Annotated in this window: 18 protein-coding genes and 2 pseudogenes; 8 read left to right on the top strand and 12 right to left on the bottom strand. The window is 41.4% G+C overall.

Features of this window, described 5'->3' with window-relative positions; translation table 11 throughout:
* Positions 1-75 precede the first annotated feature (75 nt).
* The 6 genes from BTA31_RS20350 (at position 76) to BTA31_RS20325 (ending at position 6,783) form a co-directional block, all read left to right on the top strand.
* Positions 76-1,272 (top strand): M20 metallopeptidase family protein, encoded by a 1,197-nt coding sequence (locus tag BTA31_RS20350; RefSeq protein WP_083698352.1) that lies wholly within the window; start codon positions 76-78, stop codon positions 1,270-1,272.
* Positions 1,273-1,284: 12 nt separating this feature from the next.
* A complete protein-coding gene (locus tag BTA31_RS20345) occupies positions 1,285-2,871 on the top strand; it encodes an ABC transporter substrate-binding protein (protein WP_076793715.1) in 1,587 nt (528 codons plus the stop codon).
* Between the two features lie 69 nt (positions 2,872-2,940).
* The gene (locus BTA31_RS20340; RefSeq protein WP_083698351.1) at positions 2,941-3,885 is read left to right on the top strand and encodes an ABC transporter permease; all 945 of its coding nucleotides are present in this window, start codon (positions 2,941-2,943) and stop codon (positions 3,883-3,885) included.
* A 21-nt stretch (positions 3,886-3,906) separates the two neighbouring features.
* Entirely contained in the window at positions 3,907-4,755 is an 849-nt protein-coding gene (locus BTA31_RS20335) for an ABC transporter permease (protein WP_076793711.1), read from the top strand.
* Positions 4,756-4,768: 13 nt separating this feature from the next.
* Positions 4,769-5,785 (top strand): ABC transporter ATP-binding protein, encoded by a 1,017-nt coding sequence (locus tag BTA31_RS20330; RefSeq protein WP_076793708.1) that lies wholly within the window; start codon positions 4,769-4,771, stop codon positions 5,783-5,785.
* Positions 5,779-6,783 carry an ABC transporter ATP-binding protein gene (locus tag BTA31_RS20325; protein ID WP_076793705.1) on the top strand — a complete coding sequence of 335 codons (1,005 nt, stop codon included), beginning with the start codon at positions 5,779-5,781 and terminating at the stop codon, positions 6,781-6,783. Before BTA31_RS20330 ends, BTA31_RS20325 begins: the two co-directional genes overlap by 7 nt.
* 538 nt (positions 6,784-7,321) lie before the next feature.
* Here BTA31_RS20325 and BTA31_RS20315 read toward each other — a convergent pair.
* The 7 genes from BTA31_RS20315 to BTA31_RS20285 form a co-directional block, all read right to left on the bottom strand.
* Complete coding sequence (locus tag BTA31_RS20315; protein ID WP_076793702.1) at positions 7,322-8,554, bottom strand: alanyl-tRNA editing protein; 1,233 nt, start codon at positions 8,552-8,554, stop codon at positions 7,322-7,324.
* Positions 8,555-8,569: 15 nt separating this feature from the next.
* The gene (locus tag BTA31_RS20310; protein WP_076793699.1) at positions 8,570-9,676 is read right to left on the bottom strand and encodes a D-TA family PLP-dependent enzyme; all 1,107 of its coding nucleotides are present in this window, start codon (positions 9,674-9,676) and stop codon (positions 8,570-8,572) included.
* Complete coding sequence (locus BTA31_RS20305; RefSeq protein ID WP_076793696.1) at positions 9,673-10,062, bottom strand: RidA family protein; 390 nt, start codon at positions 10,060-10,062, stop codon at positions 9,673-9,675. Before BTA31_RS20305 ends, BTA31_RS20310 begins: the two co-directional genes overlap by 4 nt.
* A 21-nt stretch (positions 10,063-10,083) precedes the next feature.
* Positions 10,084-11,058, bottom strand: coding sequence for an asparaginase (locus BTA31_RS20300; RefSeq protein WP_076793693.1), 975 nt, complete (start codon positions 11,056-11,058; stop codon positions 10,084-10,086).
* 43 nt (positions 11,059-11,101) lie between these two features.
* Positions 11,102-12,205, bottom strand: coding sequence for a threonine synthase (thrC, locus tag BTA31_RS20295; protein WP_076793690.1), 1,104 nt, complete (start codon positions 12,203-12,205; stop codon positions 11,102-11,104).
* Positions 12,206-12,279: 74 nt separating this feature from the next.
* Positions 12,280-12,654, bottom strand: coding sequence for a RidA family protein (locus tag BTA31_RS20290; protein WP_076793688.1), 375 nt, complete (start codon positions 12,652-12,654; stop codon positions 12,280-12,282).
* Between the two features lie 5 nt (positions 12,655-12,659).
* On the bottom strand, positions 12,660-13,325 hold the full coding sequence (locus tag BTA31_RS20285) for a helix-turn-helix transcriptional regulator (protein ID WP_076793685.1): 666 nt from the start codon (positions 13,323-13,325) through the stop codon (positions 12,660-12,662).
* A gap of 259 nt (positions 13,326-13,584) precedes the next feature.
* Here BTA31_RS20285 and BTA31_RS20280 point away from each other — a divergent pair.
* A pseudogene (locus tag BTA31_RS20280) lies at positions 13,585-13,902 on the top strand (sigma factor-like helix-turn-helix DNA-binding protein); the annotation flags it as partial.
* 189 nt (positions 13,903-14,091) lie between these two features.
* Here the strand turns inward: BTA31_RS20280 and BTA31_RS20275 are convergent.
* Both BTA31_RS20275 and BTA31_RS20270 read right to left on the bottom strand, forming a co-directional pair.
* Positions 14,092-14,661 carry a flavin reductase family protein gene (locus tag BTA31_RS20275; protein WP_043928362.1) on the bottom strand — a complete coding sequence of 190 codons (570 nt, stop codon included), beginning with the start codon at positions 14,659-14,661 and terminating at the stop codon, positions 14,092-14,094.
* 263 nt (positions 14,662-14,924) lie between these two features.
* Positions 14,925-15,770 (bottom strand): MerR family transcriptional regulator, encoded by an 846-nt coding sequence (locus tag BTA31_RS20270; protein WP_076793683.1) that lies wholly within the window; start codon positions 15,768-15,770, stop codon positions 14,925-14,927.
* A gap of 605 nt (positions 15,771-16,375) precedes the next feature.
* Here BTA31_RS20270 and BTA31_RS23435 point away from each other — a divergent pair.
* Positions 16,376-16,552: pseudogene (locus tag BTA31_RS23435) on the top strand (sigma factor-like helix-turn-helix DNA-binding protein); the annotation flags it as partial.
* Positions 16,553-16,954: 402 nt separating this feature from the next.
* Here the strand turns inward: BTA31_RS23435 and BTA31_RS20260 are convergent.
* The 3 genes from BTA31_RS20260 to BTA31_RS20250 form a co-directional block, all read right to left on the bottom strand.
* Complete coding sequence (locus BTA31_RS20260) at positions 16,955-18,856, bottom strand: BglG family transcription antiterminator (RefSeq protein WP_076793681.1); 1,902 nt, start codon at positions 18,854-18,856, stop codon at positions 16,955-16,957.
* A gap of 622 nt (positions 18,857-19,478) precedes the next feature.
* The gene (locus BTA31_RS20255; RefSeq protein WP_076793678.1) at positions 19,479-20,960 is read right to left on the bottom strand and encodes an aldehyde dehydrogenase family protein; all 1,482 of its coding nucleotides are present in this window, start codon (positions 20,958-20,960) and stop codon (positions 19,479-19,481) included.
* A gap of 92 nt (positions 20,961-21,052) precedes the next feature.
* Positions 21,053-22,432 carry an aminotransferase family protein gene (locus BTA31_RS20250; protein ID WP_076793676.1) on the bottom strand — a complete coding sequence of 460 codons (1,380 nt, stop codon included), beginning with the start codon at positions 22,430-22,432 and terminating at the stop codon, positions 21,053-21,055.
* Between the last annotated feature and the right edge of the window lie 132 nt (positions 22,433-22,564).

The following is a 22,564-nucleotide window of genomic DNA, read 5'->3' as shown; positions in this document are numbered from 1 at the left end:
AGGGGTCTTTTTTTAAAGGCAAAATCCGACTAATTGCATTGGATATGTCAAAATTATTACACAGGAGGCTACATGATGGAGACCATGAAGCAGACACTTGCAGAGGTACATGCAGAATTGGAAAATGATTTCGCAGAAGTCGTCGAATGGCGGCGATATCTGCATCAACATCCTGAATTAAGTTTTCAGGAGACGAAAACCGCCCGTTTCATCGCCGATAAGCTGCGCAGCTTCGGCTACGAAGATATCCAGACAGAAATCGGCGGGTATGGCATCGTCGCATCGCTGTCAGGGAAAGAAGCAGGATCTACGATTGCCCTCAGAGCTGATTTCGATGCCCTGCCGATAGAGGATGAGAAAGAAACAGCCTATCGATCCAAAACACCGGGCGTGATGCACGCCTGCGGACATGACGGCCATACTGCTGCTTTGCTGGGGACTGCCAAAGCATTGATCAAGCATAAAGACAGCCTGAAAGGCAAAGTTGTCTTCCTGTTCCAGCCTGCTGAGGAAGTACCGCCCGGCGGTGCCAAGGCAATGATCGAAGATGGCGCACTTGACGGTGTCGATTATGTTTATGGTGCTCATCTTAACTCTGCTGCCCCTGTCGGGAAGATCGGCGTTGGCGAAGGATTCAAAATGGCCGCAGTGGATAAATTTGCGATCACCATCCAAGGAAAAGGCGGTCATGGCGCAGCACCACAAGAGGCTGTCGATCCAATCGTCATCGGCAGTGATATCGTAAATGCTTTGCAGAAGATTGTCAGCCGAAGAGTCAGCCCGGTGGAATCAGCAGTGGTGACTTTGGGTGTCTTCCAGTCAGGTAACGCATTCAATGTCATACCGGATACCGCCAAACTGGAAGGCACCGTCCGGACATTCAATGCCGACATCCGCAAGCAAGTCAGACAGCAAATAGAAGCCATCGTTTCTGGAATCACGAGCGGTTTCGATGCGACTTATTCTATCGATTACCTGCACGGCTATCCTGCGCTTTATAACCATCCAAAGGAAACTGCTTTTTTGCAGCGGCTATTCTCTGAACAATTCGGTGAAGAACAGTTAATAGAACTTGAAACCGGGATGGGAGCAGAGGATTTCGCTTATTACTTGCAGGAAAAACCCGGCAGCTTTTTTAAAGTCGGCTCCCGCAATGAGGATACAGCCACACACTATCCGCATCATCATCCACAATTCGACATTGATGAGCGGGCATTGCTCATCACGGAGAAAGCATTCACGAAAATCGTATTCTCGCTATTGGGAAGCTAAGGAGGAAATGTCTTGAAGAAGAAAATTGCACTTATATTATTCGGCTTAACGGCCACAATCGCCCTGTTCGGCTGCTCCGGCAATTCCAGTAGCAGCTCCGGTGCAAGCGATGGAGAACCTGTTAAAGGCGGCGACTTGAATGTTGCCATGACAGCGGATCCCGACACACTGGACTGGATGTATTCCGGCGAAAGTGCTGCGAGAAAAATCGGCTGGCATATCTATGAAGGTTTGTTCGCCCTGGATAAGGATTACCAGGCTCGTCCTTTAGTAGCTGACAACTATACCGTCAGCGATGACAAAAAAACATACACGATCACCCTGCGTGATGGACTGAAATTCCACAACGGCCAGGACGTAACTGCCGAGGATGCCAAAGCATCGATCGAACGCTGGCTTAAGGTCTCTTCCGTAGGTAAGATCACAGCAAAACATGTAAATTCTGTCGAAGTAAAAGATGACTTGACATTGGTCATTAAACTGAAAGACCCATATACCGCTTTGCTAACCGATCTGGCTGCTCCGAAAGCGTCTGCTGTCATCATTCCTGCCGACATCGCGGAAGCTGCGGGTGAACAGCCGCTGACAAATAAACAGCTGATCGGTACAGGTCCATTCAAATTCGATTCCTGGAAGCGCGGCAACGAAATCGTCCTTTCCAGATTCGATGATTATCAATCTCGCGAAGAGGAAGACTGGGGCGGTCTGACTGGGAAAAAGACAGCTTATCTGGATACGATTCATTTCAAGATCGTAAAAGACCCACAAGTAATGCTCAATGGATTGAAGACAGATCTATATGATTATGTACAGTCCATTCCACTTGATTTGTATGATGTAGTCGATACCACACCTAATGTCGAACCAGCTATCTCAAGCAATGGATATTCCGTCATCACCCCGGATAAATCCGAAGCACCGTTTGACGATATCAAAGTCCGTGAAGCACTTCACGCGGCACTTGATAAAGAGGCTATCGCCAAGGCTACTTATGGTAACAGTGAATTCTATAATCTGGATGGAGCCTTGTTCACGCCCGATCAAACAGCTCTTTACTCGGATAAAAATATCGATAATTTCAAGGCTTATGATCCGGATGAGGCGAAAAAGCTGCTGGAGGAAAGCTCTTATAATGGGCAGCCGGTGAAAATCATCTTCTCGAATGACAATGCAGAGTATAAGAAAATCGCCGAAATTGCAGAACAGCAGCTGGAAGCAGCAGGCTTCAATGTCGAGCTTGAGTCCTATGAATGGGCTACCTACCTGGAAAAATGGAGCGATGCTGCTAACTGGGATATGGTCGTAGTTGGCTGGTCCCCGTTCTTCTCGCCAAACCAAGCCGGAATGGTCAGTCAGAATTCCAACAGCAGCGGCTGGTATAACAGCGAACGCTGGCAGGAGCTTGTCACGCAGTGGGGTGAGGCAGAAGATGAAGCTGCCCAAAAAGAAATACTGGCTGAGTTGAATAAGACAATCTACGATGAACTTCCTTTTGAAAAAGTAAGCAACCTTTCCATTTTGGATGCACGCACTTCCAAGTTGCAGGATTATGAAGATTGGTATAGTCCGCGTTTCTGGAATACATGGAAAACCCAGTGATGCCCCGAGAAAATCGCCAGCGGTAACGCAGGCGATTTTCCTCCATTTCTAAATAAAGGAGTGATTCTTGTGCTTAACTATACAATCCGCAGGCTCTTGTCTGTCATACCTGTCATGCTCGTGGTCAGTATCATCGTGTTTCTGCTTATTCACCTGACACCTGGCAATCCAGCCTTCATCATCCTTGGTGAAGATGCATCGCCTGAAGCGATTGTACAGCTGGAAGATCAGCTTGGCCTGAATGAGCCCCTATATATTCAATTTTTCGACTGGCTCAAACAAGTCACCACTGGTGACCTAGGAACAAGTGTCTATTCAGCCCAGCCGGTCAAGGAACTGATTTTTGCCAATTTTGGTCCTACTTTCAGTTTGATGGTCTTATCCCTGCTCTTTATTTTGATCATCTCCATTCCGACTGCGATCCTGATTGTTTCTTTACGTAAGACAATTCTGGATCCATTATTCACAAACGCATCCCTTCTCGGTGTGTCGGTACCGGAATTCTGGCTTGCCATCTTGCTCGTGCTGGCATTTGGTGTGACATTCCGGATATTCCCGGTCGCCGGTTATATGCCACTTGCCGAGGGTTTTGGACCCTGGCTCTATCACTTGCTTCTGCCTTCTTTTGTGCTGGCACTTGTAGAGATTGGTATTATCGCAAGGATGCTCAGGGACAGCATGCTTGATTCCGTGAATCAGGATTATACAAAAACGGCTCGAGCAAAAGGTCTCCGTGAACGTGATGTATTGATGAAGCATGTGTTTGCCAATGCGCTCATTCCGACAACGACTGTCCTTGGCGCCACTGTGGCAGGATTGCTTGGCGGGACGGTCATCATTGAAACGCTGTTCACCATCCCAGGAATCGGACAGCTGCTGATTGACTCGATTCACCGACGGGATTATCCGGTGATTCAAGGCGTCGTACTGTTCATCGCTGCCATCTACGTCTTCGTCAACTTCGTCGTCGATCTCTTGTATGCATTCCTTGATCCAAGCATCCGCTATGACTAAAGCCAAGGAGGTACATAAACGATGATGTCCAAGAAAAGGAACATTATTGCATTGACTATATTCCTATTGATTGCCCTGGCAACCATTACTGCCAATTGGTGGCTGCTAGTCTCCCCTACGACGATGGATGCCAACCAGCGACTGCTGGCACCGTCTGGTGCTCATTGGTTCGGAACTGATGATTTTGGTCGTGACATTTTCGCCCGTGTCGTCGTTGCTGCTCGGGTGTCTTTAGCTGTCGGCGTCATTGTAGCCATCATTGCGCCAGTCATCGGTACATTGATCGGTCTTGCATCTGGATATTTCCGGAAAACCGATTTTATCCTGATGCGAATTGTGGACGGCTTTCTCGCTTTTCCTGCACTGCTTTTGGCATTGGCACTTGTAGCAGCACTTGGCGGAAGCATCACGAATATCGTCATCGCCCTTACGACTGCTTTCTTCCCAGTCATGTCGCGCGTGGTCCGCTCCGCAGTACTGCAAATCAATAACGCGCAATACATCGAAGCAGCCCGGACAACGGGGACTAGCAATATCGTTATTTTATTCAAATATATATTGCCGAATGTACTCTCCCCTATCATTGTGCAAAGTACATTCATTTTTGCCAAAGCAATACTCGCAGAAGCTGCACTCAGCTTTCTCGGTGTCGGTGTCAACCCATCCACGCCGACTTGGGGAAATATGCTGCAGGAATCCAAGATTTATATCACGAGCGCTCCCTGGTTCTCGATTTTCCCTGGTATCGCAATCGTCATTACCGTCTTATCGCTGAACATACTTGGCGATGGACTTCGGGATGCCTTCGATCCGCATAGCATCAAGAGAAAGCGGAAACGCAAAACAAAACAAACAGCACCAGCTGCCTAGAGGAGGTTACATTATGCTAGAAGTAAAGGATCTGCATGTCCACCTGGATACACCCGCCGGTCTCGTCAAAGCGGTTGATGGTGTATCCTTCCGACTGGAAGCTGGGCAGACCATCGGCATTGTCGGGGAATCGGGCAGCGGAAAAAGCATCCTTGCTCATTCACTGACAAAGCTGAACCCGGAACCGCCAGCAACCTACCCAAAAGGAGAAATTCTCTTCGGTGGAGAAAACATCCTGACAATGGATAAAAAACGACTGCGCAACCTGCGCGGGAAAGAAATCGCAATGATTTTCCAGGATCCGATGTCCAGCCTTAATCCTGTTTTCAAAATCGGCAGACAGCTGATGGAAGCCGTCCAAACCCATCAAAAGCTTCCCAAAAAAGAAGCTCGCCAAAAAGCAATCGAGCTGCTGGCAGATGTAGGAATTCCAGATCCGGAACGCCGGATGGAGAATTACCCACATCAATTCTCCGGCGGGATGCGTCAGCGTGTCCTGATTGCCATTGCACTTGCCGCTAGACCGAAGCTGCTCATCGCAGACGAGCCGACAACAGCTTTGGATGTAACGATCCAGGCCCAGATCATTGAACTATTGAAAAAGATACAAAAGACTTATGGGACAGCCATCATCATGATTACGCATGACCTCGGAGTCGTGGCAAATCTGGCAGATCGGATCCTCGTCATGTATGCCGGAAAAATTGTCGAGTCCGGCAGTACAGCAAATATTTTTTATGATACGGCCATGCCGTATACATGGTCGCTGCTGCGCTCGATTCCAAGACTGGATGCAGCTGGTTCCGAACGGCTGCTGCATATCGAGGGGAATCCGCCTAATCTGATTCATCCGCCCAAAGGCTGCAATTTCCATCCCCGATGCCCATTTGCACGGGACGCTTGTCTTCAAACCAATCTTGCGCTTACTGAACGCGGCACCAGCCACTGGGCTGCTTGTGTTCTCAGCAAGGCACAATTCGATGAAGAAAAACAAGCTGTGGCAGAGCAGAAAGGAGTGCTGCTATCTTGACCGCATTATTGGAAATCAAGGATTTACACGTCCATTTCCTGATCAAGAATGGTGTGTTGCAGAAAACGACTGGTCATGTGAAGGCTTTGAATGGTATCGATTTGACCGTCCATAAAGGAGAGACTTTAGGGATTGTAGGGGAATCCGGCTGTGGGAAAAGTACACTTGCCAGAACCATCGTCGGATTGCATAAGCCTACTTCCGGCGATCTCCTTTTCAACGGAAAACCGTATACAGATGCATCTTCCAAGGAACTTTACGAGCTGCGCCGCAATATGCAAATGGTTTTCCAGGATCCGTATACAAGTCTGAATCCGCGCATGAAAGTGGGTGAAAGCATTGCTGCTCCGCTGAAGGCATACAAAAAGACAAAAAATCTGGAATCCCGGGTAAAAGAGCTGATGGAGCTTGTCGGATTGAATCCCGACGACCATTATAACCGGTTGCCGCATGAATTCTCCGGCGGTCAGCGTCAACGGATCGGAATCGCCCGCGCCATTGCCTTGGAACCAAAGCTGATTGTCTGTGACGAGCCTGTCAGTGCACTGGATGTATCTGTCCAAGCCCAAGTGATCAACTTATTTCAGGATCTTCAGAAGAAATTGGATCTGACCTACGTATTAATTGCACACGATCTATCCGTCATTAATCATATTGCCGACCGCGTCGCTGTCATGTACCTTGGCAAAGTAATGGAAAAATCCAATCGTGAAACATTCCAGACACATGCGCAGCATCCTTATACCAATGCATTGCTATCCGCTGTGCCTTTGCCAGATCCCGACAAGGAACGGGTACGGGAACGCATCGTATTGAAAGGCGAACTGCCTTCCCCTGCCAATCCGCCAACTGGCTGCGTATTCCATAACCGCTGCCCGAAAGCTACGGAATTCTGCAAGACGAAAATCCCCGTCCTAGAGGAACGCGGGGTGCCTGGACAGGAAGTAGCTTGCTTCTTCCCTGTTGGCGCGGAAGAGAAAGCGAGGATTACATTATGATAAAAAGCAACCTGCAATGCAGGTTGCTCAGATTTAGAGAAACCCTTGTTTCTCTAAATCTGGGAGCTTTTTTCACCAAAGAATTACCTTCAAATCGATCACTTTATCCTTAATTTCTCTCAATAGCGCAGTATTCATCCAATATCCTGTTTCCCTGCCGGACCTTTCTTCTGATTATGAGGCCTGCATCTTTAATGATTGCCAAATGCTTTGAAACCCCAGTAGACTCATGTCAAAATGAATGATCAACTCTTTGAATGACAATACTCCCCCTTCTGCCAACAAACGTAGTAATTTACGTCTTGTTGGATCAGCGATGGCTATGTAAAGGAGCTATGTGTCGCGGATTGAAAAGCGGGCGCTGATGAAGATATTTCATGAGTTTTACCGGGCGGAGAAGGAGAAGCGGAGGAGGCGAAGGGGAAATAATGTCATAGAAGCCGGTCTAAAAATCCGACTTCCATTCATTCATTCCTACCTAGCCCTCAATAAAGCGGGAGCTTGTTATCCAGTTACAGAAGCCTGTGGAAGTTACCCTTTAATTTTCTTTCGAGTTTACTTGTGTTGCTATAATGTTCATAACATTTTTCATAAATTCCTCTTTTGTTAATGAAGCAGTCCCTCCACCTTGGGCGAACATTTTATTTCCTCCACCTTTTCCATCAATAAGGGAAAGACTTTCTTGCATGAGGACTTTCATGTCCATGTTATTTGCTTCTCCTCGCCCGCAAACCAATTGGAAGCGATGATCGTTCTCTGACAAGAAAAAAATAAGAGCCCGTTTTTCTTGATCAGCAATCATTTTTGCTAGCTTTTGAAGTTCTTGAATCGATCGATCTGAAAACGTTTCTATCACCATGACAGTATCATTTTGAATTGCGCTTTTTGCTAATAATTCATTGGCTTCATACTGAAGATTTTTTTCATTAGATTCTAGAAGCGCTTTGTCTAGCTTCTTTACATTTTCAAGCAACCGTTTGACAGCTTCGCTTAATTCCCCTTCAGGACGATTAAGTAATCCAGTCAATTCAACGATTGCTTTTTGTTTTTGATCGAATTGGGTTATGACCCGATTACCGCATACAAAATACAGACGAATTTTTTTCCTCTGTCTTTCCCAATTCAATACTTTTATTGCTCCGACTTCCCCTGTAGCGCTCGGGTGTGTTCCGCCGCATCCGTTGTAATCAAATTCATCAATTATGACAAGACGAATATTTTCTTTTACAGATGGGAGTTTACGAATCGGATAATTTACTAAGTCATCATATTCTACCCACTTCGCGACTATGGACCTATTTTCCGTTATGATCTCGTTTGCAAGCTTCTCTGCTTTGTCTGCCATTTCCTCTGTTAATTCTGATACATCTAGGTCAATGGTAACCGTATCATTTCCAAGATGGAATCCAACTGTATGTAGATCATACAACTGCGCGAATGCCGCCGACAAAATATGCTGCCCGGTATGCTGTTGCATGTGATCAAAACGCCGTTCCCAATCAATAACCCCAACAACCTGATCATTTAAATGCGGCAAAGGCCTTTCTACATAATGACGAATTTCTCCATCTATCTCTTCAACGTTTAAAACTTTGACTCCGTTCAATGTTCCTGTATCATGAGGCTGGCCCCCGCCTGTTGGATAAAAGGCTGTTTCCTCTAGGGTAATATAAACATCACCTTTTTTGTCCTGTTGTTGTTTCAAAATTTTCGTTTCGAACGTTTTAAGATAGGGATCTTTGTAAAAAAGTTTGTGATGATTCGGGCTCATGCCATCTCCCCTTAATTATTGAAGTCTTCCTCTAGCTTCAATATTTAATTCTTCTACAACCTCTCCATTATCGACTAGATAGGCTTTATCGTGCAAGTTACATACTGGACAGATATGATTTGGAATAATTCGCACCTTATCTCCAATGCTTACTTTGTTGTTGAATTCTTCATGATAAATAATAGCATGTTCGTCGAATACGCCATGAATATAAACGTCCTCGTATTCTTTGATACGGCCAAGCCCTTTGGTTGCAGTAAGCCCTTCGCTTCGTGTTTGGGCAGTAATTCCCTTAGCCCCTACATCTGTAATGACTCGTTCTTTTGTTGGTTTACTAATCACTGTTGTGAGTACAGAAGCAGCACAGCGATCATACGTACCAATTACATTTGCTTGTGAGGCGTCCATAAAAATGTAAGTGCCAGGTCTAATTTCTGTCACCCCTTCTGGAATATCAAACTTAAACATGAAGGGAGGAGTAGAGCCAATACTAACCACTTTCGGCTTTAGATCCATTTCTTCCGCAATTCGGGCAAAATGTAATGTTCGTTCTACACTTTCTTTATAGAGTTCTTTACAATGTGCTATACTTTTCGCTTTATAAGAATGTCCGTCATGTGAGAAGATTCCTTTAAGCTCGACATTTTTACATGTTTTGATTAATTCTAATAAAGTACGAAAATCATCTTCTTCAATAATCCCGGAGCGTTGTTCTCCTACTTCAATTTCCACTAACACTCGGGCTTTCCTTGTGGCTCCTTCAAATACTTCTTCAATTTCACGTACTTGATACGCACTATCGATTCCAAAAGAGATATCAATCGTTTCAGAGAGTTTTCTAATACGTTCAAGCTTTGATTTCCCAACAATTTCATTTGCGATAAAGATATCTTTTAAACCGTTTCTCGCCATCACTTCAGCTTCTCCTACTTTTGCTACAGCGATTCCTGTACCCCCCATTTCTTCTTGTAGCTTAGCTAATTTAGGCATTTTATGTGTTTTTGTATGAGGTCGTAAGTTTACTTTCTGTTCATTAGCGTAATTTTGCATATCCTTCATATTGCTTAACATCACGTCTTTATCGATTAAAAGAGCTGGTGTATCTAATTGTAAATTATTCATTGTGCCTCCTCCTTTATCGCTGCAATGGCTTCAACTTCCACCAGACACCCGGCATATAAATGATTTGATGGAACAACTACTCTTGCCGGTTTATGATTGCCGAAGAAATGAGCATAGACCTCATTGATATCCGGCCAATACTTTACATCTGGGGTATAAAGCCGGCATAATATCACATCTTCCTTGGCTAATCCCCGTTCCTTGAGGACCAGCTCCAAATTTACCAATGCCTGTTTTGCTTCTTCTTTTATGCCCCCAGCCGGAATTTTCCCCGTTTCCGGATTCATCGACAACTGCCCTGAAATATAGAGAACACCATTGTGTTCCATGGCTGGCACGTAATGGCCTCCATCACGTGTTGAATATTTCGTGTGTACAGGCTTCAAAATAATCTCCTCCTATCATTCCTAATATTTAAAGCTTGCCTCATCTATCTTCTGGTCAGCAGCCAGCAAAACAGCGAGTTTGATCCTTGCTTTCTTACTGTCATAGCTGCCGCCTAGTATGATTCCGGCATCTGCATATGTTGAAGCACTTCCTTTGAATCCATATACTCCCTTGACTTCACCTTCGTCAGTACTTGTTGTCAGAACGACAGTAATCCCTTTCTCTACGGCTTTCTTTGCACTTTCTAATATTGCTGGAGCCGTATGGCCTCTTCCCGGCGCCTCAATAATGATTCCTGCACTTCCGCACTTAACTGCATAATCTATAAACTTTCCGTCAGATCCAAGTGAACACTTAATAAGTTCTACATTTGGCAATGGTTGAATCAGCTGATACGTCTCACGCTTGATTAATCTTTGATGAATTGCGATCTCATCTTGATCGGCCGTTCCCAAATAACCGAATCCCGGTGAGACAAAACCATCAACATTTGACGCATGCTGTTTTTTCACATATCGAGCAGCAAAGACCCTCTCATTAAACAACACTGTTACCCCTAAGCCTCGCGCATCAGGATGTGCCGCTAATAAAAAAGCTTGTCTTAGGTTTACAAATGCATCTGTACCATCAAGTGTCGGTCCTCTTTGTGACCCTGTTAACACGACCGGCCGATCATCAAAAATAACCAGATCAAGGAAATACGAAGTCTCTTCAAGGGTATCTGTCCCATGCGAAATCACAATTCCGGCAACATCCTCATTCCGGAAGAAACTCTCTATATTTTGCTTGAGAATGTCGAGGTGATGAAAAGTCATATGACTGCTTGACATTTGAAAGACTGACTTGATTTCAATCTCTATATGAGAAGGCAGTCGGCACATTTCAGAAAGCTCTTCACCTGTCATAGCACCTGCTTCTAATAGACCTGTATCAGGATCAGGCTTACTTGCAATTGTACCGCCGGTACTCAGTAAAATGATTTTCTTGTTTTCCATGTTAACTCCCCCAATTCCATATGAAAGGTTTCTCTCTTAGTTCCTAATTAGATTTAATCCCAGCCCCACATAATGGAATCACGATTTTTTCATCAGAAGAATGATCGTATTTTAAATATCCTGCATAGTTAGCCGCTGTTGTTGGCTCAACATAAAAGCCTTTACTTGCTAATGCTGTACGAGCTTTTAGAATCTCTTCCTCATTGGTTGTAATGATTTGACCGTTTGTGGCACGGATGGCCTCTAATATTTGAGCAGATCTTGCCGGTTTGGCAATCGCGATCCCCTCTGCAAGTGTTCCGCTGTTTTCGACGGGTTCAGCAGCTTGTTGATTGTTGATAAATGCCTTTGCCAACGGCGCACAATTCTCTGCCTGTATCGCAACAAGCCTTGGCATTTTGTCTATACATTTGTTCTCTAGTAATTCTTTAAATCCATAGTAAATCCCAAGTAATAACGTACCATTGCCAACTGGAATAATAAGCGTATCCGGCGCTCCATTCATTTGTTCCCAAATTTCAAAGGCATACGTTTTTGTTCCTTCATAGAAATATGGATTAAAAACGTGACTGGCATAGAATTTTTCCTCTATATTCACAGCCTTTTGCGCTGCTTCAGCCACATCTTCTCTTGTTCCTTCAATTTCGCGAACGTTGGCTCCATGCGCTTTCACCTGCGCGATTTTCTTAGGCGATGTACCCTTCCGAAGAAAGATGTCACATGCGATGTCAGCCCGCTTGGCGTAAGCTGCAATAGATGTCCCTGCATTTCCGCTGCTGTCAGCTATTACATGCTTCACTCCCAGCTCCTTTGCCTTAGCCATTAATACAGCAGCACCGCGATCTTTAAAAGACAAAGTAGGCATCATATAGTCTACTTTCACAAAAGTATTCGGCTCCCCGCTGTCTAACACGATTAAAGGTGTGTACCCCTCCCCCATCGTGATACCGCTCCATATGGCGGAGTCGCGATCAAATGGCATAGCATCAATATATCTCCACATAGAAGGAATATCCTTGAGCACTTTTGAATCGGACCATTCTACTTTTTCTTTTACAAGGTCTAACACTCCGCCACACTGGCATTTCCACACCTGTTCAGACACATTGTATTTCGCACGGCAGGAATGACATTGATACTGTTCCATTATTTTCAGACCTCCTATTATATATTTTTTTATATGTTATATATTTTTTTATATAATTTAGGCAAAAAAATATATTACAGACCGGCGATTGCTTCAATTTCAACCTGAAAACCGTAATGCAGCTCGTTCGTCGGAACAACTGACCGTGCTGGGCGATCATCGTGAAAAAAACCCTGACAGACATTGTCAACACGGTCTAATAGATTGATATCGTGTATATATAGGGTCATCTTTACAATTTTGCCTTTATGACTGCCGGCTTTTTTTAAGATATACTCTATATTTGACAATGCCTGTAAAGTCTCTTCTTCAATGGTGCCAAATTTCTTTTCCTGCGTGATTGGATCAATGGCAAATTGCCCTGATACATAGACCGTATTTTGATGAATCACAGCTAACGCATAATGACCGTTCGATTTTAAATTCCCTGCCTCAAAAATACTCTCCACTCCGCTCACTCCGATTGTCTTTTTTTCACTTCATCTAAGTAGCTGTAGACTGTTACCTTTGAAATGCCTAATTGTTCTGCTACTTTATCAATGGCACCTTTCATGAGGAATATCCCCTTTTCATCCATAAATCTGATCAGCTCGATTTTTTCCCGGCGTTTCATCAGGGAATGTTTGCGGTTCACTACAATTTGTTCAATTAACTGATTCGTGATCTCTTCTACATTCTGAATCGAGGTTTCCTGCTCCGCCGTATTCGGAGTTTGTATTTGATTTTTCTTTTCAGTGCCAGGCATAAATGCATCTAACATTTCTTTCATTTGAATCATTACATTCATGTCATAGTTGATGCAAAAAGCCCCAATCACCTGCTGTTGGCCATCTCTAATGAGGGTAGTCGATGATTTTATTGTTCTCCCATCATCTGCTTGGATTTCATATCCAGCTAAGTAATCCTCTTTAAATTCACCGGATAAAAGAACCTTTTTCACCAAGTGATCAAAGGATTGGCCAACCTCTCTTCCTGTTACATGATTGTTGATTGTGAAAATGACGGAAGACTCGGGGGTTGTCAAATCATGAATGACAACCTCACAATTTGGACCAAACATTTCCCCTATCGTTTTTGCAAATGGTATATAATTTTTTAAAATCTGTTTTGCTTCAGTCAAACTTAACACCTAACTTTCATTTACCCGCATTATCTCAAGTGATTTCATTCATGGATTCATTATATAATTTTTTATACAAAAATGAAACAAAAATATATTTTTTTATACACAGAATTGATCATTCATTACCTTCAGTTTGCATCTTTTTATTTTATCATCAAACAGGAACTATTTAGATATTGTTTGGTATCTTTTTAGTTCAGTCCCTCAACCTAGTAAAAGTAATACCTAAAACGGATAACCTGTGAGTGGCATTTAAATCAGCCTCATCGATGTTCTCAGGACCGGAAACGAAGACGTCATTGACACCATCCAACTCAGGCACGGAGCTTGAAAAAGTCAAAAAATATATCGACATCTTGGACGGCAGAGAAAAAAAGTCATCGCCGGCCGCTTCAGCCTTGATTTGAAGAAAGAAAAAACGCAGCGGGAAATTGCGAAGGAGCTCGGGATTTCACGGAGCTATGTGTCGCGGATAGAGAAGCGGGCGCTGATGAAGGTGTTTCCCGAGTTTTACCGGGAGGAGAAGGAGCTTTTTCCTAATTTGGAATATAAAAAGACCGCAAAGCTTTCTTAAAGAAGCGTTGCGGTCTTTGGGTCTCTTTCTTGCTTAATATAAAGTCAATGGATTTCCAGCGGAATCCACTGCCCATACATTCATTAATTGGTTTCCTCTTCTTACACATCGTGTGAGATGAACCAAAGCCATAGTGGCTTTATGTGCCTGGATGCCACGTAACAATAAATGTGGAGGAACATGAATGTCTCAATCAGTTTCGGGAAAAAATGCGTGTTGATGTTCCTCTGCTTTACTATTTAATATGCGATAGCTGGACCCTCCAATATGAAGTGGAATATCCAGCTTCTCTAAATTTGGCATTCCATTTTTTAAGAACAGCTCTTTATCTTGATATCTCTGTAAAACTTCTCCCACAATCCACTCTTGATCGCCTAAAGTGGAAACACTGTGTACTTTACACTCATAAGCAAAATACGCATCAGTTAAAATCGGTATCTCAGCTTTTAGTCCTTCTTCGTATTGAATATGAAATGCTTCAAACTTATTGATATCTCTGCCGCTATGGGTGCCTAATGCTTGAATGATTTCCGAACATCTCCCTGGAAGAAAATTCACACCGAAAACACCACTTTTCTCAATCAATTTGTAAGAATATGTCTCTTTGTTTATCGATATCCCATACATTCCGGGAGAAGATCCAATGTAGGTATGCCACCCGGAAGCCATTGCGTTTTTTTCGCCTTCATATTGTGCCGTAACGATAGCTACCATGCCGGGATAGGCGTACCAAATTGGTTCATCTATCGGTGCTCTCATCTTCACCGCTCCTTTTGTTTTAGATTCATTTTTTATTAGAATTTAAGAAGCTCGCATCTAAATCGCCAAGTACTTCTTCAAATGGAGCATTCGATTAGAGTTTAATAAATGGGCTTCCAGCAGTCTATTTCCACCTTGCCATTTCGGCATAAGTGACCGAAGCGTCTTATTTTCTGTCATCTTATACATCCTTCCTTTCTAATATTCATCAGAACGATGGATAAATGATAAACCCTATAGCAGCTATAGGGTCAAGGGGTTCGTTATTTTTTCCGCACTCTAAATTCTGTGAGGAAGTCTTCTTCTTTTAATGAATTATAGCTGTTTGGAAAAGAAACCTGATATACTTTTCCATCCGTTTGGATGCCGTGAGATTCAATAAAATGGTACAGTTTTTGATAGTATGAAAAATAATTTGTTGCAGAGCAATCAAATGAAATACACACATATTCACCGGATGGGATCGTATCTATCCCAATATTTTGTTCTCCTATATCTATCTTTACTCCATCATAAATCGTCGTAAAAACACTGTTGCAATAAATGTCACCGGAATCTTTATAAGGCTTTAAATCATAAATCAGTCCATAATAGTTATCGACTATATCTCCTCTTTCTTCAAGAACTTCAGCCAATTTTCGGTAATACAAATCTGATTGGTCATGAGGATTCACTTGAGGTGTCGCTGCTTTTAAAATGGTTTGGCCTTCTATATGCCGAACATAAACCAGACCTTCTTCTTTTTTAGTTCGTATCTCCAATTGTTCATGAAGCTGATTCTTTCTTCTTTGAAGCAATTGCCTGGCACGTTCGAGTCTTTCCATTTCACGCTCAATCACGTTTTCTTGCTCCTCAAGAAAGGTTTGCATCAGTTCAGGGGTACATGTATGTGAGATCATGCGCTTAATTTCTTCCAAAGGCGTTTTAATAGATTTGAGATATTTTATAATATCTAAATAAAAGAACTGTTTAACATGGTAATATCGATAGCCATTATCCCGGTCTGTACATTGAGGCTTAAAAATTCCGATCTTATCATAATAGCGCAATGTTTGAATGGAAATGTTATTTAGACGGGCTGTTTCCCCAATTGAAAAATATTCCTTCATCAATCTCATCCTTTCTTTTTTGTTAGCTCTAAGAATTCTTTCTTCGACTATACTATGACCTTCAACTGAACGATCTTGAGAAAAACCTGTTTAAGACGATCTTCCTTTCCTTATTTATTAAATATATCCATCAAGAAAATATCTTTCCTGTCTACCCAAAAGAATTGATCCTTTAGTCACTACAAGGTTTATGATTTGTTACACAGCTTTAAAAATGGTGATGAAAGGGGTGAGTATCTGCCAGAAGATGTTGAGAGAATCCACCAAACGCGAATGAGAATTAACCACATTATAGCAATTTCACAGTCGATAGAGTGTATCTAATAGCATGAATAACTGATATGGAATTTGTCTGTCGGGGTATGAGCACTTCCTTCAGACGTTTAGTTTTTAGTTATTGCTTATCGCCGATGGAAGAAGGATCTTTTTTCCTTCGAAAAGGGCATAAATCCAGGTATGGTGATGATTGGCTTCAAGTGCCATCGCTTACCGCCGTATTGGTATCATTGATGTAATCTTGGACAATTTATACCAAGGCGAGGCATTACTTAAAGATGGTACATATTCAATTCGGCCATCGCCCAGTTCGTCTTTAACCCTATGTCAGGTTCGGCCTTGATTTGAAGAAAGAAAAAACGCAGCACGAAATCGCAAAAGAGCTCGGAATTTCACGGAGCTACGTATCCCGGATTGAAAAACGCCGTCTGCGGTTTACTTGCGCTTCGGTCCCCGGCACAAATCCGATTTGCGACCAAAAACGAACATTCAAGCGTTTTACATGAGAAATATCAGTCCAAATTTTCAAAATGGCAACATGGAGACACGCCACGTTCATCCTGTTACTAACTAGTGCCGGCAAACACCAATGATCCCAGCATTAGTGGTGCAAGATGCTATACCTAACCTTTACAGCATCAACCGAGAATGTCGATATATCACCCAATAGGCTTCCGACAATCATTTGATGATCGGCCTCCAGCTCAAAAAGAAGTTTTTAACAACCCTATCATTCTCCCAATGAATTGTAAGGAATGTCCGAAAAAGAAAATCCCAAATTCTCATTAAAACCACTGAGAATTTGGGATTTTTCACTCAAAATGCAGTTTTATTACTATAAGCGAATGCATCATACAAGCTGGTTACTTATCAGGTTATCACTAGCCCGTCCATATGCTTCTGCTGCATTAGTTTTCATTTAAAAGTCTCATCATCTTTTCCATAAAATCATTATAGTCTTTGGCTTTTATTAGCTCATGAACATTTCTCCATTCGGATAAAATGTTAATCACCCCTTCGAAGAAAGGACTGAATAATTCACGCTGCTGTTTATTAATTGAAATCATAACAATGATTTGAACTTTCTCTTTCCCCCAATTTACAGGGCGATCCAAGATGATAATACAAATGCCTGTTTTTGCAGCATCCATATGCATGGAATGAGGGACAGCTACATTGTTATTAAAAGCAGTTGAGGACATGCGCTCTCTCTCAAGCACAGACTTTCCATAATCTATAGAGACATAGCCTTTTTCATACAGAAGTTTTGCCATGAATGCAATATAAGATTCATCGCTGTCGAGATAAACATTTTTCATAAACAAATCTTCATCAAAATATAAATCAAGATATTGTTTAACTTTGCGATTCTTTTTTTGTTTATTTAATTTGTTTAATTGAATTTGGATGTAGCCATAGTCCTCTTCTGTCAGATAAGGATGAACGAATACAGATGGGGTTTGTTCATCCTTTAGTGGTAATGTGCTTATGATTAAATCTATTTTTTCGAGTAAAACAATCTCACTTGAGTCAGATAAAACTTTTATAATCTCTAAAGAATTGTGAAATTTCTTTTCGAGTTTTTGAATGAGTTGCAATCGCATATCATAGTAGTTTGGACAAATTACTGCACATATAATTTTCTTTTCCAAATTTTTTCTTCGTTCGAAATAGGAGCCAATATGAAAAGCAATATAAGAAATCTCATCTTCATTAATATGAATGTTTTCCATCAGCTGAATTTGATTCGAGATAAAGACAGCCAGTTCATAAATTAGAGGGTATGAATCCTTTAATTTATAGGTTAAAGGATTCTTAACCATTTGCCCATGCTTTGCCCGGAAAAGCAGATTGCGTATATGGAGCGTGAATTTGACAAAAAACTCATCATCAACAATTTCAATAAAGTAGCATTCGTGTACTTTCTCTAACAGTTTCTTTGACAGGTTTACGTAATGTTCAGCGACGTAGCGATTTAAGGAGCTGGATGTTAATGACTGATAATTCAGCAATGTCGTTTTACTTGATAAAAGCAATATAAAATTGTATCGCTCCGATTCATTAAAGGCAATACCATATTTCACTTCCAATAAATCCGCAATTTTATTAGCTGCTTCGGTTTCAAAATTACTTTTTAATTTATTAAGGTCAGATGACTGAATGACGGAGTTGTTGTTTTTGATTCGATCCAATGTAATCACAAGGTGGAGAAGAAGATTATTCATAATATAATCGTTTACATACAAATTAAATTCCTCAAGAATGGAAGCGATTTCATTTTTTAGTGAAAAAACATCGTAATTCGGAAAAGAATCTTGAACAGCCTTTAAACTTAAAAATTCTTCGGAAGTTTCTTGTGAAATAATAAAGCTCATTAATCGCCGCTTATCCGTCTCTTCACCTAATAAAATAAGCGTGTCTTTCTTATGACGGATTTTTAAGCTGTACGGCTTAATCATTTTATTAGCCTGAACCATATCATTTTCGATTGATGAAACACTTAAAAAAAGCTTATCACCTAAATCAAATATATTTAGCCCTTCTGTGTGAAGAATTAATTCTTTCAAGATCACTTTTATACGGTCTATTGGAGAAGTGTAATGATTGTCCGTTTTCACTTTATCTCTGCTTATTAGCTGATACCCTTGCGCAGAAGACGTAATAACCATTTGATCCCGGTTAATTTCATTGACATATTTTCTAATGGTTCTTGTGGACACTTTAAAATAACTTGCCAAACTTGCCGCAGTACACCAATCATTTTTAGTTGCCAAGTATTGAATAAAAGCCTCTCTACGATCATTTCTCATCATCGGGCTCCTTATATAAAAATATAGAACTTCTGATTATATTATAGAAAAACGATAACCTATATTCGAATAAAAAAAGTTCCTGCAAGCAGGAACTTTTTTTGACAGATTATTTTTTCACATGATTCGTCCTATTGTAGTCCAACCTATTCTACATTTTCGATAGAGAGCTGGGAATTAGGACCTTTCCAAATCAAATTCACCAGCTTTTTATGACTCATTGGAAAAATATTTTTGCCTGCATAAGCATTTCTCCTCAGCTTAAACCATGTATATGAGATGGGGCGTTGTTCATCCAACATCAGTTATTCAGGCTAGCAATACCAATACTACGTTTTTCATTACATTATACAAACACATCATAACCGTAAAGGGCTTTTTCGCTATAACAGTTAGAATCGGAGCAATGTCAAACCGCCTGAAATACCGCTTCAAAACAGTTGATAGGTTCGAATTCATCATAATCTTACAGGTCATTATCGCATCATAGATAAAGATCGTTTTGCTCGCACTTCACCTATTCGATTTAGGCAGGTACTCTTTTTCCATGTTTTGAAAAATTCGTGTGACCCGGGATTAACATTATAAAATTAAACTCTCAGTCATATTCAAAAAAACTTCTTTATTCAAGGTTGACCCAAACACTTTTGACTTCTGTGTAACTTTGTAAAGCATAGGCACTTAAATCTCGACCAAATCCAGACTGCTTGTACCCTCCAAAAGGAGAGGCCGGGTCAATCGCGTCATAGCAATTAATCCATACACTGCCGGACTTTAATTGATTAGCCACTTGATGTGCGATTTTTATATTCTCTGTCCAAATGCCAGCACCTAGCCCATATGGGGAATTATTCGATCTTTCAATTACTTCCTCGATCGTATCATAAGACATTACGACAACAACCGGGCCAAATATTTCATCTCTTGCAATTGTCATGTGTTCTTCAACATCGACAAAAATAGTTGGTTCAATAAAAAAACCTTGATTTGACTTCTTCCCGCCAGCTACTAGCTTTGCACCTTCTTCTGTACCTATTCTAATATATTCAAATACGCGATCTTGCTGGCTTTTAGATACAAGAGGGCCCATTTCAGTTTCTTCATCTAATCCATTTCCAACCTTCAAATTTTTAGCAAGAGAAACCATACCGTTAACCAATTCTTTAAATTGGTCTTTATGAACATATACTCTCGAACCGGCACTGCAAACTTCCCCTTGATTATACATGATTCCGTTAAACACACCTAGAATTGCTTTTGAAAGATCAGCATCTGGGAGAATAATATTAGGAGACTTTCCACCAAGTTCTAGTGTTAAACGTTTCATTGTGTCAGCTGCTTTTTTCATAATTTGTTTCCCAACAGCTGTAGAACCTGTAAAAGAAATTTTATCAACACCGGGATGTTCAACCAGGGCATTACCTGCTTTTGAACCAAATCCAGGAACAATATTTACTACACCAGGCGGAAAGCCTGCTTGTTCAACAAGCTCTGCAAAAAAAAGAGCAGATAAAGGAGTCTGCTCCGCTGGCTTTAAAACAACAGTACAACCAGCTGCTAAGGCAGGAGCGATTTTCCAGGAAATCATATTAATAGGGAAATTCCAAGGGATAATTTGTCCAACTACTCCAACCGGTTCGTGACGAGTATAGTTTAAGAAAGGGCCGGAAACAGGAATGGTCTGTCCCATATTCTTTGTCGCCCACCCCGCAAAATAACGGAACTGTTCAATAGTACCCGGCAAATCTACTGTCCGTGTTTCATTTATCGGCTTCCCATTATCTAGTGTATCTAACTGTGCAAGTTCCTCTTTATGTTCTTCTATGAGATCTGCTAATTTATATATTAACCTTGCTCTTTCGGCTGCATTCATTTTTGCCCACGGACCATCGGCAAAAGCTTCTCTTGCTGCTTTAACTGCCATATCAATATCATATTCTTCAGCTTCATACACACTGGCTAATATTTCTTCAGTCGCAGGATTAAATGTATCAAATGTTTTAGATGAAACGGACTCTACAAATTTCCCATTAATATATAATTTCTTTTTCCCCTTTAAAAACTCACTCACTTTATTGCTTAATTTAAGTAATTGCTTTCCCATTAATAATGACCCTCCCATGCTAATAATAAACATGTCAGAGAAATTAAACATAGAATGTATTTAGTTCTCTGACATGCAGAGGCTTCACATATTTACGATATTGTTTTTTCAAAAGCAGTTAGTGCATCATCAATAATATTGATCATTTCTTGAACTTCTTCTTTATTAATGATAAGAGGCGGAGCAATTGCAACAATATCCTTACCCTTTTCAAAGTCGGCTGCTCTTAGGATCAATTTACGCTTGAAGCATTGATCTACGACAAAAGAGGCGGGTCTGACTGTTTCGGAGAACGGTATATCAGCATCGCGATCTTGTTGAAGTTCAAAACCAGCAAGCAAACCTTTTGCTCTTGATTTTGTAAAGTAACGATGTTTATCCGTTAAATATTCAAAGCCTTTCTTCAATTCTATTTCCATGTTGTTAACGTTTTCAAGAATGTGATCACGTTCGAGAATTTCTAGCGTTTTTAAGCCGACGGCACAAGCGGTAGGATGACCGCTGTATGTAAACCCGTGACCTAAAATTTGATCATATTGAATGATCGTATCTCGTATTTCTTTATTAATTAAAACACCACCTAACTGAGCATAGCCGCTTGTTATTCCTTTTGCCACACACATAATATCAGGCGCTACATCCCAATTATCTACACCAAACATTTTTCCAGTACGTCCAAATCCGCAAATAACTTCATCAGAAATCATTAAAATATCGTTTTCCTCACAGAGGGATTTTACTGCTTGTAAGTATCCATCTGGAGAAACATGTACTCCCCCAGCCCCTTGTATTGGTTCAAGGATGATAGCTGCGATCGTTTCTGCCCCTTCTTTTTCAATAACGTCACGAATACAGCCTTCATAGTTTGGATCACTTGTATCACCTAACTCACAATTAGTTAAATGCGATTTTGCTCTCACCATGTCGGGGTCTTTTGAACCTGCAAAACTATGAAATGCATCAATACCTGTTGCTGTTCCAGCTGAAACTGTTGCGCCATGGTAACTACGGCTAATCGAAACGATTTTTTTCTTTGTCGGACGATTTTTTAAATTCCAATAAAAACGTGCCAGTTTAAATGCTGTATCATTTGATTCTGAACCACCGGATGTAAAGAAGATTGCAGTGAGATTTCCAGGGGCCACAGAAACTACTTTTTCTGCCAAGCGTACAGCTTTTTCATTAGAGTATCCATAGAATGAAGAACTATATGCAAGCGTAGACATTTGATCATAAGCTGCCTCTGCAATTTCCCTATTTCCATGGCCTAGGTTGACGTTCCAAAGCATGGAAGCGCCATCAATATACGTCTCACCTTTAATGTCTGTAACACGAATACCTTTTCCTTCATGAAATATGATTTTAGGGCCATTTTCGATAAACAATTTAGGAACAGTAGTTGGATGTAAGTAATGCAGTTTGTCTAATTCAATTAAATTTTCAATCTCAGATAAGCTTTGGGAAAGAACCATAGTTCATACCTCCAATTTTAAATAATTTGAATCATGAATCTTTTGTAGCCTCGCTCTAAGAAACAACAAAGGAACACATAAAGAAAAATTCCTTATTTATAACTTACGAAATATTCTTATTATTGTCAATAG

It is taken from the genome of Bacillus haynesii, assembly GCF_001969855.1.
Classification (GTDB): Bacteria; Bacillota; Bacilli; order Bacillales; family Bacillaceae; genus Bacillus; species Bacillus haynesii.
Note: the sequence above shows the minus strand (reverse complement) of the source record. Positions and strands in the feature narration are given on the sequence as shown.

What these genes read in the sequence shown, in the direction of transcription:
- BTA31_RS20350 (WP_083698352.1), top strand. Translation starts at nt 76, where the DNA reads ATGGAGACCATGAAGCAGACACTTGCAGAGGTACATGCAGAATTGGAA.
- BTA31_RS20335 (WP_076793711.1), top strand. Translation starts at nt 3,907, where the DNA reads ATGATGTCCAAGAAAAGGAACATTATTGCATTGACTATATTCCTATTG.
- BTA31_RS20330 (WP_076793708.1), top strand. Translation starts at nt 4,769, where the DNA reads ATGCTAGAAGTAAAGGATCTGCATGTCCACCTGGATACACCCGCCGGT.
- BTA31_RS20315 (WP_076793702.1), bottom strand. Translation starts at nt 8,554, where the DNA reads ATGAGCCCGAATCATCACAAACTTTTTTACAAAGATCCCTATCTTAAA.
- BTA31_RS20310 (WP_076793699.1), bottom strand. Translation starts at nt 9,676, where the DNA reads ATGAATAATTTACAATTAGATACACCAGCTCTTTTAATCGATAAAGAC.
- BTA31_RS20300 (WP_076793693.1), bottom strand. Translation starts at nt 11,058, where the DNA reads ATGGAAAACAAGAAAATCATTTTACTGAGTACCGGCGGTACAATTGCA.
- thrC (WP_076793690.1), bottom strand. Translation starts at nt 12,205, where the DNA reads ATGGAACAGTATCAATGTCATTCCTGCCGTGCGAAATACAATGTGTCT.
- BTA31_RS20275 (WP_043928362.1), bottom strand. Translation starts at nt 14,661, where the DNA reads ATGAGAGCACCGATAGATGAACCAATTTGGTACGCCTATCCCGGCATG.
- BTA31_RS20270 (WP_076793683.1), bottom strand. Translation starts at nt 15,770, where the DNA reads ATGAAGGAATATTTTTCAATTGGGGAAACAGCCCGTCTAAATAACATT.
- BTA31_RS20260 (WP_076793681.1), bottom strand. Translation starts at nt 18,856, where the DNA reads ATGAGAAATGATCGTAGAGAGGCTTTTATTCAATACTTGGCAACTAAA.
- BTA31_RS20255 (WP_076793678.1), bottom strand. Translation starts at nt 20,960, where the DNA reads ATGGGAAAGCAATTACTTAAATTAAGCAATAAAGTGAGTGAGTTTTTA.
- BTA31_RS20250 (WP_076793676.1), bottom strand. Translation starts at nt 22,432, where the DNA reads ATGGTTCTTTCCCAAAGCTTATCTGAGATTGAAAATTTAATTGAATTA.